At 71.4% G+C, this 14034-nt stretch carries 14 protein-coding genes; 7 read left to right on the top strand and 7 right to left on the bottom strand.

All coding sequences use genetic code 11. The annotated features are described in order from the left end of the window. Nucleotides 1-6: 6 nt before the first annotated feature. A complete protein-coding gene (locus EV375_RS14085; RefSeq protein ID WP_207228354.1) occupies nt 7-1287 on the top strand; it encodes a thymidine phosphorylase in 1281 nt (426 codons plus the stop codon). 102 nt (nt 1288-1389) lie between these two features. Beyond that, nucleotides 1390-1980, top strand: a complete 591-nt coding sequence (locus EV375_RS14080) for a Uma2 family endonuclease (protein ID WP_130299750.1) — start codon at nt 1390-1392, stop codon at nt 1978-1980. Nucleotides 1981-1999: 19 nt separating this feature from the next. Here EV375_RS14080 and EV375_RS14075 read toward each other — a convergent pair whose 3' ends face one another. Further along, a complete protein-coding gene (locus EV375_RS14075; RefSeq protein WP_130299749.1) occupies nt 2000-3310 on the bottom strand; it encodes an MFS transporter in 1311 nt (436 codons plus the stop codon). Between the two features lie 90 nt (nt 3311-3400). Between EV375_RS14075 and EV375_RS14070 the strand changes: the two genes are divergently transcribed. The 3 genes from EV375_RS14070 (at nt 3401) to rox (ending at nt 7333) form a co-directional block, all read left to right on the top strand. Then, complete coding sequence (locus tag EV375_RS14070) at nt 3401-4342, top strand: LysR family transcriptional regulator (RefSeq protein WP_130299748.1); 942 nt, start codon at nt 3401-3403, stop codon at nt 4340-4342. 28 nt (nt 4343-4370) lie between these two features. Then, on the top strand, nt 4371-5339 hold the full coding sequence (locus EV375_RS14065; RefSeq protein WP_486588470.1) for a class I SAM-dependent methyltransferase: 969 nt from the start codon (nt 4371-4373) through the stop codon (nt 5337-5339). 557 nt (nt 5340-5896) lie between these two features. Then, on the top strand, nt 5897-7333 hold the full coding sequence (gene rox / locus EV375_RS14060) for a rifampin monooxygenase (protein ID WP_130299747.1): 1437 nt from the start codon (nt 5897-5899) through the stop codon (nt 7331-7333). Between the two features lie 34 nt (nt 7334-7367). Here rox and EV375_RS14055 read toward each other — a convergent pair whose 3' ends face one another. Continuing rightward, nucleotides 7368-8150 carry an alpha/beta hydrolase family protein gene (locus EV375_RS14055; protein WP_130299746.1) on the bottom strand — a complete coding sequence of 261 codons (783 nt, stop codon included), beginning with the start codon at nt 8148-8150 and terminating at the stop codon, nt 7368-7370. A 150-nt stretch (nt 8151-8300) separates the two neighbouring features. Here EV375_RS14055 and EV375_RS14050 point away from each other — a divergent pair, with 150 nt between their 5' ends. Next, entirely contained in the window at nt 8301-9422 is a 1122-nt protein-coding gene (locus EV375_RS14050) for an adenosine deaminase (protein ID WP_130299745.1), read from the top strand. Nucleotides 9423-9601: 179 nt separating this feature from the next. Then, on the top strand, nt 9602-9868 hold the full coding sequence (locus EV375_RS14045) for a hypothetical protein (RefSeq protein WP_130299744.1): 267 nt from the start codon (nt 9602-9604) through the stop codon (nt 9866-9868). Between the two features lie 90 nt (nt 9869-9958). Here EV375_RS14045 and EV375_RS14040 read toward each other — a convergent pair whose 3' ends face one another. The 5 genes from EV375_RS14040 to afsQ1 all read right to left on the bottom strand — a co-directional run bounded on the left by EV375_RS14040 (nt 9959) and on the right by afsQ1 (nt 13953). Continuing rightward, nucleotides 9959-10156 (bottom strand): PspC domain-containing protein, encoded by a 198-nt coding sequence (locus EV375_RS14040; protein ID WP_130299743.1) that lies wholly within the window; start codon nt 10154-10156, stop codon nt 9959-9961. 80 nt (nt 10157-10236) lie between these two features. Next, on the bottom strand, nt 10237-10878 hold the full coding sequence (locus EV375_RS14035; RefSeq protein ID WP_486588469.1) for a VanZ family protein: 642 nt from the start codon (nt 10876-10878) through the stop codon (nt 10237-10239). Further along, entirely contained in the window at nt 10875-11531 is a 657-nt protein-coding gene (locus tag EV375_RS14030; RefSeq protein WP_486588468.1) for a hypothetical protein, read from the bottom strand. Before EV375_RS14030 ends, EV375_RS14035 begins: the two co-directional genes overlap by 4 nt. Next, the gene (locus EV375_RS14025; protein ID WP_130299742.1) at nt 11528-13279 is read right to left on the bottom strand and encodes a sensor histidine kinase; all 1752 of its coding nucleotides are present in this window, start codon (nt 13277-13279) and stop codon (nt 11528-11530) included. Before EV375_RS14025 ends, EV375_RS14030 begins: the two co-directional genes overlap by 4 nt. After that, nucleotides 13276-13953 (bottom strand): two-component system response regulator AfsQ1, encoded by a 678-nt coding sequence (gene afsQ1, locus EV375_RS14020; protein WP_074466747.1) that lies wholly within the window; start codon nt 13951-13953, stop codon nt 13276-13278. Before afsQ1 ends, EV375_RS14025 begins: the two co-directional genes overlap by 4 nt. Between the last annotated feature and the right edge of the window lie 81 nt (nt 13954-14034).

Below are 14034 nucleotides of genomic sequence, written 5' to 3'. Positions count from 1 at the left end.
ATGTCCATGGACGTCATCTCCGTCATCCGTGAGAAGCGTGACCGGGGCAGCCTCACCCCCGAACAGATCGACTGGGTGATCGACGCCTACACGCGGGGCGAGGTCGCCGACGAGCAGATGGCGGCGCTGGCCATGGCGATCCTGCTCAACGGCATGTCACGGCCGGAGATCGCGCGCTGGACCGGGGCGATGATCGCCTCCGGCGAGCGGATGGACTTCTCGGGTCTGCGGCGGCCCACCGCCGACAAGCACTCCACGGGCGGCGTCGGCGACAAGATCACGCTGCCGCTGGCCCCTCTCGTCGCCGCCTGCGGTGCGGCGGTGCCGCAGCTTTCGGGCCGCGGGCTCGGACACTCCGGCGGCACACTCGACAAGCTGGAGTCGATCCCGGGCTGGCGTGCGTCGCTGAGCAACGAGGAGATGCTCCGCGTACTGGAGGAGGCCGGCGCGGTCATCTGCGGGGCGGGCGCGGGCCTGGCCCCCGCGGACAGGAAGCTGTACTCGCTGCGCGACGTCACCGGCACCGTGGAGTCGATCCCGCTGATCGCCAGCTCCATCATGAGCAAGAAGATCGCCGAGGGCACCGGTTCGCTGGTGCTCGATGTGAAGACCGGTTCCGGCGCGTTCATGAAGTCCCTGGACGACGCGCGCGAACTGGCCTCCACCATGGTCGAGTTGGGCAACGACCACGGCCTGCGGACCCGGGCGCTCATCACCGGCATGGACACCCCGCTGGGCGCCGCCGTCGGAAACGCCGTCGAGGTTCGCGAATCCGTGGAGGTGCTGGCGGGCGGCGGCCCCGCAGACGTCGTCGAACTCACCCTCGCTCTCGCCCGCGAGATGCTCGACGCCGCCGGTCTGCCCGACGCCGACCCGGCCAAGGCGCTCGCCGACGGCAGGGCCATGGACCACTGGCGCCGCATGATCTCCGCGCAGGGCGGCGACCCGGACGCGCCCCTTCCGTCGGCACGCGAGAAGCAGCCGGTCGCGGTGCCGTCGTCGGGGGTCCTCACCCGGCTCGACGCCTACGCCGTCGGCGTCGCGGCATGGCGCCTGGGCGCGGGCCGTGCCCGCAAGGAGGACCCCGTACAGGCGGGGGCGGGGATCGAGCTGCACGCCAAGCCGGGCGACACGGTCAGGGCCGGCGACCCGCTGATGACCCTGCACACGGACACTCCGGAGAAGTTCCCGTACGCGCTGGAGGCACTGGCGGGGTCGTACGACATCGCCCCGGAGGGCACCGGGTTCACGGTTCCGCCGATCGTGCTGGAGCGCGTGACGGCCTGACCGGCGGCGTCGGGTTCACTTTCGGGTGATGGCGATCAGTAGCGCCGTGCTCGTCCCTTTCGGCATGCTGGAGTCGGTGACGTACTGATGAAGGAGACCGCCATGAGCGCACTCACCGTCGACCACGGCCCGGCCGGAGGCCAGGAGTGGGATGACCTGGTCCGGATGTGGGAGCAGACGGACGGGCCCGAGGGCACCAAGGTGGAGATCATCGAGGGGATCGTCACCGTCTCGCCGCCGCCCGCCAACAGCCACAACAGCATTGCCGACCTGGTTCAGCGCCGCCTTTACACCGTCATTCCGGAGGACTGGGGCATCTACCAGACCCTGGGGGTCGCCGTCCCTTCCCGGAGCGGCCTCTACATTCCGGATCTGGTCGTTGCTCCGAGGCCCGTGCTGCACGAACCCGGCAACTACATCCCCGCCGCCGCGGCCGAGCTGATCGTCGAGATCACCTCGCCGTCCAACGCGGGCCACGACCGCATCGTCAAACCCGCCGGATACGCGCAGGCCGGCGTCCCGCTCTACCTGCTCGTGGACGCCCACGCCCCCGGCGGTCCGACCGTGACCCTCTACGGAGAACCGGTCGGCGACGTCTACCGCGTGCACACAGCGGTCAAGACCGGCGAGGACATCCACCTGCCCGCACCCTTCGAACTCACCCTGAACACGGCGGACTTCCCGGAGGCGTGAGCCGGCCGAGGCGACCCCGTCAGGTTCGCGCCTCCAGAAGGCGGCGACGACGGAGAGCGGCAGCACTGCGAGTCCCGTAGAAGGTGACGCCCGCCGCGAGGGTCATCGCACCGAGCGTGAGTGCGACCGTCCCGCCCCAGCCGCCCCCGGCGAACGCCGCTGCGCCGAGCGCGCCGCCGAGTGAACTGCCCGTGTAGTAGGCCATCTGGTAGAGCGCCGAGGCCTGCGCGCGCCCCTCGGTCGCCGTGTGGCTGACGGAGCCGGAGGCCACCGCGTGCCCGGCGAAGAAGCCCGCGGTGATCAGGACCAGCCCGGAAGCGACCGCTACGAGGCTGTCGAGGAGGCTCAGCAGCAGACCTGACGATGCCGTGACGATGCCCGCGTAGATCATGCCGCGCCGCCCGAGCCGGGCGTTGAGCTTCCCCGCCGTCGCGGAAGTCGCCGTCCCCACCAGGTAGATGGCGAATACGGAACCCACCAGCCCCTGCGAGAGCCCGAAGGGCTCGGCCACCAGCCGGTAGCCGATCACCGTGTAGACGCCGCCGAAGACGACCATGAACAGCAGGCCGATCGCGTACAGCCGCACCAGCAGCGGATTGCGCAGGTGCGCCGAGACCGTACGGGTCAGGGCCCGCGCGTTCAGCGGACTCGGACGGAAGTGGCGGGCCCGCGGCGCCAGCAGCCGGAACGCCGCCACGCACAGCAGCGAGGCCACGGCCACCGCGGCCAGCCCGATGCGCCACCCCAAGGCTTCGGTGACCCACCCGCTGAGGATGCGGCCGCTCATACCGCCGACACTGTTCCCGGCGACGAACAGGCCCGTCGCGCCGACCAGATACTTGCCGCGTACCTCGTCGGCGAGATAGGCCATCGCCGAGGCCGGTACGCCCGCGATCGCGGCGCCCTGAAGGGTGCGCAGCGCGATCAGCGTCCCCAGGTCGGGTGAGAACGGCACCGCGAGAGCCAGGGCCACGGCCACCGACATCGACACGGTCAGCACACGGCGCCGCCCGTAGCGTTCGGAGAGCGCCGCCAGTGGCAGCACGGCCAGCGCCAGACCGATCGTCGCGCCCGAGACCGTCCAGCTCGCCGAGCCGGGGTCGGCGTGGAGGTCGCGGGAGATCTCGGGGAGCAGCGCCTGCGTGGAGTACAGCAGCGCGAACGTCGCGAGCCCGGCGGCGAACAGCGCGAGACGCATCCTGCCGTGACCCGGGTCGCCCGGGCTCAGCTTGGTGGCGTCGTCGTGAGAGGAGGTGGGGGTGGTGGAGTCGGGAGGACTGGCAACGGCGGCGTCCGCGGCGGCGGACGCCTCGGTATCGGCGGAGGGCATGCTTCGACGTTACGATTCACGCATTGATGCGTCCAATGCACAGAACCACGACAACCGTTCCAGTCACGCATCAGTACAGCTGAGGAAGGTATGTCACTGGCACGCAACGAGAAAGACATCCCTGTCACATCCGACTGGGGTGCATTGCTCACCCCGCGTCTCGCGCAGTTCGCGGCCGTGGCGCGCCACGAGCACGTCACCCGCGCCGCGAGCGAACTCGGCGTGCCCCAGTCGACGTTGAGCCGTGCCGTCACCCGGCTCGAGAACGACCTCGGGGTGGCCCTCTTCGCCCGGCGCGGCCGCACTCTCTCCCTCACGCCGGCCGGGCGCACGTTCCTCGCCTCCGCCGAGCGGGCCCTCGCCGCCGTCGAGCAGGCGGCCGAGTCCGTACGGGCGGACGCCGATCCCGGAAAGGGCAAGGTCGCCTTCGGGTTCCTGCACACGCTCGGCTGGGAGACCGTCCCCGTCCTCATCCGCGCCTTCCGCGCCGATCATCCCCGCGTCCGCTTCGCACTGGTCCAGAACTACGGCGAGGCCATGCTGGAGCGGCTGCGGGCCGGGGAACTCGATCTGTGCCTCACCTCTCCCGTGCCGGACGCCCCCGACCTCGTCGCGCGGCGCCTCGCCGAACAGCGGCTGCGGCTCGTCGTACCCGACGACCATCCGCTGGCCGCGCGTCGCCGCGTCCGTCTCGCCGAGGCGGCCGCTGAACCCTTCGTCACGCTGGAACGCGGCTACGGGATGCGCCGCATCCTCGAATCCCTGTGCGCGGAGGCCGGGTTCACGCCACGGATCGCGTTCGAGGGCGAGGAGCCGGAGACCATCCGCGGGCTGGTGGCGGCGGGGCTCGGCGTCGCCCTGCTGCCACCGCCGACCGTGCCGCGCCCGGGCGTCCGCGAGCTGGCCGTCACCGCGCCGCGCGCGGTACGCGAGATCGGCGTCGCCTGGCTCGCGGACCGGCCCGACACGCCGCCCGTCGCCGCGTTCAAGAGCTTTCTGCTCAGCCGGCGCGACAGGCTTCTCGCGGGATGAGGATTCCCGTACGGACGAGGAGGACAACGTGCACACACACGCCGGTCACGGACACGGTCGGGACGACGGGGGTCACGGCGACGAGGGGCAGGGTCACGCCGGTCACGGACACGGAGGCCACGGCCACGGAGGCCACGACCACGAAGACGTCGACTGGGACGCCATGGCCGCGCTCCTCGAAAGGGAAGCCGAACTGCGCATCCCTTTCGTCGAGGAGGCACTCGCGTGGCTGCGCGGCCTGCTCCTCGAGGGCGGCTGCGGCCCCGACACGGTTCAGCGTCTGCTGGACGTCGGCAGCGGCCCCGGGGTGTTCACGGCACTGCTGGCGCGGACGTTTCCACAGGCCGAAGTCGTCGCGGTGGACGGCGAACAGGGGCTTCTCGAGCGTGCCCGTGACCGCGCGGCACGGGAGGGCGTCGCCCGGAACGTGATTTCGCAGGAGGCCCGGCTCCCCGACGACTTCGGGGCGCTGGGCAGCGCGGACCTCATCTGGACGAGCAACGTCATCCACCACATCGGCGACCAGCAGGCCGCCCTGGACGCACTCGCCGCGTCGGTGCGGCCCGGCGGGCTGCTCGTCGTCGTCGAACGCGGCCTCTCCCCCCGCTACCTGCCGCGCGACATCGGGATCGGGCGGCCCGGGCTCCTGGCCCGTCTGGAGGCGGCGAACGAGGAGCGCTTCACCGCCATGCGGGAGGCACTGACGGGCCACACCCCCGTCGTCGAGGACTGGCCGGCCATGCTGGCGCGAGCGGGCCTGGCACCCGCCGGCACCCGCACATTCCTCACCGACCTGCCCGCGCCGCTGGAGCCCGTGGCCCGCGGCCACCTGCACGACAGGCTGGAGCGCGCCCGGGACACGCTGGGGGAGTGGCTCACGCCCGAGGACACGCGCGCCCTGAACGCGCTCCTCGACGACGAGGCGCCAACTGGCATCCTCCACCGTCACGACGCCTTCTATCTGACGGCGACGACGGTTCATGCGGGGCGGCGCTGAGGGGCCGCTTCTTGCGGGGCGGGCTCGTCGGGGCTGCCGGGTGTGGGCGGAGCGGGCAGAGTGCGCCCGTGCGGGGCTGGACGTCGCGGGCGGGGGGCGTGGGGTCGGAGCGGGCCGTTCCGGGGGCGGCCCCGGGGCGGCACGATTTCCCTCCCTGAACCGGTACGGGTTTTCGTGCTGCCCTTCATATACCGGTCCGCAAATCACGGTTAAGCCCCGGAACCTCCCCCTCCACGTCCCGCCCCTCCGGGCCGTTGGCGACCTCGACTTCGCTCCGTCAGGGGCCAGTTCGGCTGGCGGCCGGGGAGGAGCACGGGCGCTTGCGCGGCCGAGCGTTGGCAGCAGCCGATGCGGCGCGTCCGCGAAAGACCGGGTCGTGTCCGCCGGGCACGACAAAGGCAAGGAGCGTCGCTCTCTCCTTGCCTCTCTCAACGTATAGCGCGTGGGGGGCCTTGCGGCAAGGCCCCCGTCGTGCCGCACACTGTGGCGGCCCGGGTGGAACATGCGGGGATGAGAGATACGCGCAGTATGTGCGCTTTATATTCAATGGGGGGTTCATGATCGACGTGATCGTGGTCGGCGGGGGGCCGACCGGCATGATGCTGGCCAGCGAGTTGCGGCTGCACGGCGTGGACGTGCTCGTGCTGGAGAAGGACGCGGAGCCGGCCGGGTATGTCCGCTCGCTCGGCCTGCACGTACGCAGCATCGAGGTGATGGACCAGCGCGGTCTGCTGGAGCGGTTCCTCGCGCACGGCAAGAAGTACCCGGTGGGTGGCTTTTTCGCCGCCATCACCACGCCGCCCCCGGAGCGGCTGGATACCGCGCACGGTTACGTCCTCGGCATCCCGCAGCCCGTCACCGACCGCCTGCTGGCCGAGCGTGCGGCCGAGCTCGGCGCGGAGATCCGGCGCGGCTGCGAGGTGACCGGGCTGAGCCAGGACGAGGACGGAGTGACGATCGAGCTGGCCGCCGGGGCAGGGACGCGTCTGCGTTCGCGGTACGTCGTCGGCTGCGACGGGGGGCGCAGCACGGTGCGCAGGTTGCTCGGCGTCGGCTTCCCCGGTGAGCCCAGCAGGGTCGAGACGCTGCTGGGCGAGATGGAGGTGACCGAGGCACCGGAGAAGCTGGCCGCCGTGGTCGCCGAGGTCCGGAAGACGCAACTGCGGTTCGGCGTGGGGCCTTTCGGCGACGATGGGGTGCACCGCGTCGTGGTGCCCGCCGAGGGGGTCGCCGAGGACCGCACGGTCCCGCCGACCATGGAGGAGTTCAAACGGCAGCTGCGGGCGGTCGCCGGAACCGACTTCGGCGTGCACTCACCGCGCTGGCTGTCCCGCTTCGGCGACGCCACCCGGCTCGCCGAGCGCTACCGGTCCGGCCGGGTGCTGCTGGCCGGGGACGCCGCGCACGTCCATCCGCCGGTCGGCGGGCAGGGCCTGAACCTCGGCATCCAGGACGCGTTCAACCTCGGCTGGAAGCTGGCCGCCGAGGTCGGCGGCTGGGCGCCCGAGGGGCTGCTGGACACCTACCACTCCGAACGGCATCCGGTGGCCGCCGACGTGCTGGACAACACCCGTGCGCAGATGGAGTTGATGTCCACCGAGCCGGGCCCCCGCGCAGTGCGCCGGCTCGTGTCGCAGCTCGCGGGCTTCGACGAGGTGAACCGGTACCTGATCGAGAAGATCACCGCGCTCGGAGTCCGCTACGACTTCGGCGAGGGCCCCGAACTGCTCGGCAAACGGATGCGCGACATCGGTCTGAAGGGGGGCCGCCTCTACGAGTTGCTGCACGGTGGCCGCGGGCTGCTCCTCGACGGGACGGGCCGGCTCTCCGTCACCGGGTGGGCGGACCGGGTCGACCACGTGGTCGACGGCAGCGAGGAACTGGACGTGCCCGCCGTGCTGTTGCGCCCGGACGGCCACGTGGTCTGGGCCGGTGAGGACCAGACGGATCTGCCCGGCAGGCTGCGCAGGTGGTTCGGCGCACCCGCCGAGTGAGCGCGCGGCATGCGCAGCCGTCAGCGAGGAGGCCCTATCGGCGCAGGCTCTGCCCGAACCCCGTCGCCAGCGGCATTCGCAGGCCCAGCGGAGGCGGAGCCGCCATCGCGTCGACGACGGGGCGGGCGAAGTCGCGGCCGCACACCGTGCCGAGGACGAAGTTCTCCGCGAGCGCGACGACCTCCGCGTTGTGCTGGTGGAGCCGGTGTCCGTCGGTGTGCACCTCGAACCGGCACACCTCGGCGTTCGCCTTCTTGGCGCGCTCCGCCAGCCGGTACGAGAGTTCCGGATCGGTGTGCTCGTCGTCGGTGCCGTGCACGAACAGCACTTGACGTCCGATGAGTTGCCTCACCGGCTCCTCGGGGGCGCCGCCGGACGCGGAGCCCGGGAGCCACGTCGAAAGCGCCAGCACCGACGTGACCATGGGATGCCCCGCCGCGCGCAGCGCCGCGCGTGCGCCGACATCGATGCCGACCAGGCACACCGGCACGTCGCCGTACCGCCGTACCACCTCCGCCACGGCCCACTCCGCGTCACTCGCGGGGTGGGCCGCGTCCCCGTTCCAGCCCCGGTACCGGTAGTGGACGACGTGAGCCACCAGAGACGTCTCCGGCTCGCCGTGCTGCGCCCCGCGCACCAGGCGCCGCGCGAGCGGCCGTACCGCTGCCGCCGCGACGGCCGAGCGCCGCCGGGCGCTGTGTTCCATGCCGCCGCCCGGCAGCAGCAGGACCACCGCATGCGGCGCCGCTCCGGAGGCGTCCGCGCCCATCGCCCGCCCCAGTCGGGCCTCCCGCTCGGGCAAAGCTTGCTGAGCCATAGGGAAGACGATGGCAGAAGCGGGGGTGCACGAACGGTGCCGCGGGATCACCATTGCGTATCGAAGCGGCCGTCGTCCTCCAACTGTGCCCGGTCAGAAGGGAGTTAGGGTGCAGATGCCATCTACGCGCGTAGGAGCTAGAGTACGTGGATGACGAGCCAGACCCTCAACACCATTCCCAGCCCCCAGCAGATCCGCCGCGCTCCGAAGGCCCTGCTGCACGACCACCTCGACGGTGGCCTGCGGCCCGCGACCATCGTCGAGCTGGCCGCCGAGACGGGGTACGACGCACTCCCCGAGACCGATGCCGGCCGGCTGGAGAGCTGGTTCCGCGAGTCCGCCGACTCCGGTTCCCTGGAGCGTTATCTGGAGACGTTCTCCCACACCGTGGGCGTCATGCAGACCCGGGAGGCGCTGACCCGGGTGGCCGCCGAGTGCGCCGAGGACCTCGCCGCCGACGGAGTCGTCTACGCGGAGGTCCGCTTCGCGCCGGAGCAGCACCTGGAGAAGGGCCTCACGCTCGAAGAGGTCGTGGAGGCCGTGAACGAGGGCTTCCGCGAGGGCGAGCAGCGGGCGCGGGCCCAGGGCAACCGCATCCGGGTCGGTGCGCTGCTCACCGCGATGCGGCACGCGGCGCGGGCCCTCGAGATCGCCGAACTCGCCAACCGCTACCGCGAATTGGGCGTCGTCGGCTTCGATATCGCCGGCGCCGAGGCGGGCCACCCGCCCACGCGCCACCTGGACGCCTTCGAGTACCTCAAGCGCGAGAACAACCACTTCACGATCCACGCCGGCGAGGCGTTCGGGCTGCCCTCCATCTGGCAGGCGCTCCAGTGGTGCGGAGCCGACCGGCTCGGCCACGGTGTGCGCATCATCGACGACATCCAGGAGGACGGCGGCGGCACGGTGAAGCTGGGCCGTCTCGCCTCGTACGTACGGGACAAGCGCATCCCGCTCGAGCTCTGCCCCACCTCCAACCTCCAGACGGGGGCGGCCCCTTCGTACGAGGAACACCCCATCGGGCTGCTGCGGCGGCTGCACTTCCGCGCCACGGTGAACACGGACAACCGGCTCATGAGCGGTACGAGCATGAGCAAGGAGTTCGAGCACCTGGTGAGGACGTTCCACTACACGCTCGACGACATGCAGTGGTTCACGGTCAATGCGATGAAGTCGTCGTTCATTCCTTTCGATGAACGTCTCGCGATGATCAATGAGGTGATCAAGCCCGGTTACGCCGAGCTCAAGTCCGAGTGGCTCTTCCGCGACTGACCAGTGCCAGGGCTGTGACCTGCACTCGCCTCGCCGTGGCAGCGGCGGACCGGCGGTGCGGACGGGGAGGTCACGGAGCCGGCGGGGGCATTTACGGGCGTTCCGGCATGTTTGCCGCGTCGGCGCCCGCGTCGCTACGTTTCGCCGGACTGCTCCACAGACGACAGGACGTAGCCACGATGCAGCAGGTAACCAGGAAGATCCTCGGAGTCGCCGTGCTCGGCGCCGCTCTCGCCTCGGCCGGCACGGGGGTCGCCTCCGCCGACACTCCTCTCCGTTCCGTGACGAACAACCCCGCCAAGGCGGTTCAGGAAGGGGATCACGCCGCGGGGAACGTCACCGGCGCCGTGAGGCAGGCGAAGAAGAACGCCATGAAGAAGCACGCCAAGCCGGTCGCCTTCGACGGTCCGGTCAGCCGGACGCTGGACGAGCCCACAAGGATCTGAGGTCTTCGCGCCGCAGCGCACGCGGCGGGCCGCGCATCGCTTCCGATGCGCGGCCCGCCGTCGTATCAGGCCCTGGCGGAGCCACCGGCGTCACCAGGCAGTGCGCTCCTTCTCGTTCGGCAGCAGGATCCACAGCGCCAGGTAGATCAGGAACTGCGGTCCCGGCAGGAGGCAGGAGACCACGAATATCAGGCGCATGGTGTTGGGCTTCATTCCGAAGCGCTGGGCCAGCGCGGCACAGACACCGCCGATCATCCGGCCTTCGCGCGGTCGGGCAAGTGCTGGCATGACGCGACTCCTTAACTCCGTCTTGTTTCTCGGTGTCCGCGTATCCACGATATGGAGTGCCCACACCCGTTGACGTCGGTCTACGGAGCGATCCCGACCCTGGCCGTTCTCGGGGGCGCACTCCCGCCGGCCTCGTCCCGCAGAGGGAGCGCATCCGGCACGGCCGTACCTGGGACGGACCCCGCCCATGGGGGCACGCCGGCAGATCTGCGCCGCAGCCACGCCCGTACGAGCGGGAAGACCAGCAGGCAGGACAGGGCGACGCCCGCGGTGTTCAGCAGCACCGAGTCGACGTTGACGGAGTGCCCCGGGACGCCCGACTGCAACAGCAGCATCGCGGACGAGACGAGGGCCCCCACGCAGACGGTGCGGGCGCATACGACCGCCAGCGGACGCTCGGCGCGCCCCGACGCCAGCGGCAGGAGCACACCCAGCGGAGCCAGCGTCGCCAGGTCACGTGCCAGGCCGCGAAGGGCGTCGAGCGAGCCCTCTGCGAGGTCCGAGCGGATCGTGGCGAAGGGCTGGAGATTCGGGGGTGCGACCCAGGGCACCGGAAGCGGACGCAGCGCCAGCCATCCGGCAACGGTCAGGTACGCGATCAGCAGGACGAGTCCTGCGACGCGGGTTCGGGGAGCGGAAGCGGCGGTGTCTCCGCCACGGCCATGACGCTGCACACCACCAATGACGCCGCGGTCCTGCCCGTGGTTCCGGTCCGTGGTCACAGGGGTGTACCGGCCGTCGCTGCGGCTTCCGGGTGCGTGCGCAGGGCCGTGTCGCACGCGAAGCTGCGCACCGGCTCCTCGTCCCCGCCGCTCCCGCCCTCCTCGGTGAGTCCGCCGAGAATCACGGAACGGTCCGTGCCCGCGGCCGCTGTGTCCGCGTACGTGCAGACGATCTGCGCGAGCGCGAACGACGGCAGGTCCTTCAGGGGCCTGTTCAGCCGCAGGGCCGCTGCCGGATCGCCTTCGCGCGGCCCTGAGACCTCCAGGTCGCGTGGCACGGACGTCCTGAATCCGGCGGCCTCCTCCTCGGAGTCCGGCTGCGCCCGCAGGGCGTCCAGCAGCCCGCGGGCCACGGGCAGGCGCTCCGAGTCGTCGCCGTCCGGCAGGGTCACGCGCCGCTCCACCGGGGAGACCCGGGAGCCGCAGGCGAGGTACACGCGCACAGGCAGGTTCCCGCCGCCGCTCTCGCCGGCCGTCTCCCGCGATTTGGGCAGCACGCAGCCGACGCGTGAGGGTGCCGCACCCGCGTCGACGGGCACCGACGTGGAGCGGATGCCGCAGCCCGAGGCGAGCGCGCCGAGCAGCGTCACCACCGTGAACGCGGCCCGCAGCCGGCCCCCGGCCGTGCCGTGGCGCTGTGCCGTGCTCCTCAACGGTCTCCCCCCTTCCCGCTGTCTCCTCCGCTGCCGTTCCCGTCGTCGTCTTCGCCGTCGCCGCCCTCGCGGCCGGAGCGACATCGTCCGCCGCCGTCCGGGCCGGGCCCGCGGTCCGCGTCGTCGTCCTGTCCGGCTTCGTCCTCGTGCGACTCGCGGGGCAGGCGCAGGGTGAAGACGGCGCCCCCTCCGTGCTCGGTGTCGTTGCGCACCGAGATGGAGCCGCCGTGGATGTGCGCGTTCTCCTGGGCGATCGACAGCCCGAGGCCGCTTCCCTCGGAGCGCGGCCGGGACGCGCTGGCCTTGAAGAAGCGGTCGAAGACGTGCGGCAGCATCTCCTCCGGGATGCCGGGCCCGCGGTCCGCCACCTCGATCAGCAGCTCACCGGTGCCGCCCGCGGCCGTCTCCTCCGTGCGGACCGAGACGCGTACGGGGGAGCCGCCGTGCTTGAGCGCGTTGCCGATCAGGTTCGCCAGGATGACGTCGAGCCGGCGGGGGTCCAGTCGTGCCATCAGCCCACGGTCGGCGTCGAGTTCGACGGCGTCCAGCCACGCGCGGGCGTCGATGCAGGCGGTGACCTGGTCGGCCACGTCCACGTCGTCGAGGACCAGCTTCGCCGTGCCGGCGTCGAAGCGGGTGACCTCCATCAGGTTCTCCACCAGGTCGTTCAGGCGGCGGGTCTCGCTGACGACGAGTTGCACCGCGGGCGCGATCATCGGGTCGAGGTTGTCCTGTTCCTCCTCCAGCACCTCGGTGACCGCCGAGATCGCCGTCATGGGGGTGCGCAGCTCGTGCGACATGTCGGCGACGAAGCGCCGCGAGGACTCCTCGCGCGCGCTCAGGTCGGCGACCCGGTGCTCCAAAGACTCCGCGGTCTGGTTGAACGTTCGTGAGAGTTCGGCGAGTTCGTCCGTGCCGGAAACCTTCAGCCGGGTGTCCAGCTTCCCCTCGCCCAGCCGCCGCGCCGCGTCGCCGAGCCGCCGCACGGGACGCAGCACGGTCGTCGCGGCGGCCTGCGCGAGCAGCATCGCACCGACGAGTGCCAGACCGGTCGCGATGCCCAACGACCAGGCCAGCGAGTTGAGATCGTCCCGCTCCGGCGCCAGCGACTTGCGCATGTAGCCCGACGGGGTCGGCCCCTCGCCGATCATCTTCGCGCCGCCGACGAGGAAGGGCTCGTTGCCGCCTTCCTCGGAGGTCCGCTGCCAGTACAGGTGGTACGGGTAGGAGTTGCCGCTGTCGACGGGGCGGCGCTTCGCGACGGCCGTGCGCAGCCGGGGCGGTACGTCCGCCATCGTGAAGGCACCCGGGTCGGAGGCGACCGCGCACCGGGAGCCGTCGGCGTCCTCACCGGTGAGCAGCACCTCGTAGTTCTGCGTCGTACCGCTCATCTTCTCGGCGGCGTCGCGCAGTTGGCGGCAGCCGTACCGGCGCGGCAGGCTTCCCGCGTTGTCCTCCATGGACTTGCGGAAGTCGTTGAGCGCGGCGTTCTGGGTGCGGGTGAGGACGGCGTCCCTGTTGAGCCAGTACGCGATCCCCGACGCGGAGACCGCGGCGGTCAGCGCCACCAGCGCGAAGACGACGACGAGCCTGAGCCGGAGGGTCGGCAGCACTCCCGCGAACCAGCCGCGCACCCGGTCCTCACGCCGCGGGTTCGGCCGTATCCGGTCCTGCTGTGCCCTGTCGTCCCGCCCCCGCTTCCCGGGGCCCTGTCCCCGCTCCGGCGTCGGCTGCGCCGGGGTGGTCACTGCGGCGCGTCCAGCCTGTATCCGACGCCGCGGACGGTGCGGATCAGCTTCGGCGACGAGGGCACGTCCTCGACCTTGGCGCGCAGCCGCTGCACGCACGCGTCGACGAGGCGCGAGTCGCCGAGGTAGTCGTGTTCCCACACCAGTCGCAGCAACTGCTGCCGGGACAGCGCCTGTCCGGGCCTTCTGCTCAGCTCCAGAAGCAACCGCAGCTCGGTGGGCGTCAGTTGGAGGTCCTCGCCGTTCTTCGTCACGGTCATCGCGGAGCGGTCGATGACCAGACTGCCGAACGTCGCCGCGTCGTTGGACTCGCGTTCACCGCGCCGCATCACGGCGCGGATGCGCGCGTCCAGCACCCTGCCCTGCACCGGTTTGACGACGTAGTCGTCCGCGCCCGACTCCAGGCCCACGACGACGTCGATGTCGTCGCTCCTCGCCGTCAGCAGGATGATGGGCAACTGGTCGGTGCGGCGGATGCGTCGGCACACCTCGAAACCGTCGATGCCCGGCAGCATCACGTCCAGCACGATCAGGTCCGGCCGCTGCTCGCGCAGCAGTTTGAGGCCGTCCTCGCCGGACGCGGCGGTCACGACTCGGTGACCCTGCCGGGTCAGGCCCATCTCAAGGGCCGTACGGACAGCGTCGTCGTCCTCGATCAGCAACAGGAAAGGCACGCCGGCCATTCTGTCCCATGCCCCCCGTTCACTTCGACAGCACGGCTCCGTCCCCTGCCCGGCACGGCGCTCCGGCGGTGC

The sequence above is a fragment of the Streptomyces sp. CNZ301 genome (assembly GCF_004217425.1).
The sequence above is the reverse complement of the archived record's forward strand: the minus strand, read 5'-3'. Positions and strand labels throughout refer to the sequence as shown.